The organism is Cellulomonas algicola, assembly GCF_003851725.1.
Classification (GTDB): Bacteria; Actinomycetota; Actinomycetes; order Actinomycetales; family Cellulomonadaceae; genus Cellulomonas; species Cellulomonas algicola.
Map to the genome: position 1 here is coordinate 1 of NZ_BHYL01000527.1, position 391 is coordinate 391.

Annotated in this window: 1 protein-coding gene; it reads left to right on the forward strand. The window is 82.1% G+C overall.

Annotated features, from left to right (window positions below; genetic code table 11):
• Positions 1-118: 118 nt before the first annotated feature.
• Positions 119-391, forward strand: a 273-nt coding sequence (locus CTKZ_RS22250) for a hypothetical protein (RefSeq protein ID WP_210766409.1), incomplete at its 3' end; no start/stop codon positions are given.

A 391-nucleotide genomic window follows, 5' to 3' on the forward strand; every position in this document is an offset into this window, starting at 1 on the left:
GCGCCCGCCCGCCGACGCGGACGAGGCCCGAGCCGCTCGTGGGGGAGCGGCGCGCGCGGCCGGACCCTGGCGGTCGGACGGCTGGCGGCTCGCGGGCGCGGGCGCGCGGACCTACGGCGTGGCGACCGACACCGGCGTCCTCGCCGTGACGGTGGCACCGGCGACATCGCCCGGTGGCGGCGCCACCGAGGCGTCTCCCTCGCCCGCACGTGTCTCCTTCGTCGCCGACGTCACCGTCGACCTCCGCCCGGGTGCGGCCATGGCCGCGGGCGTGGGCGGCGGCGACGCGACGGACGCCGGCACCGGCGCAGGCGCGGGGACGGGCGGAGATGCGGGCGCGGGCACGAGTGCTGGCGCAGGCGCGGGCGCAGGCACCGGCTCGGCCGACGGC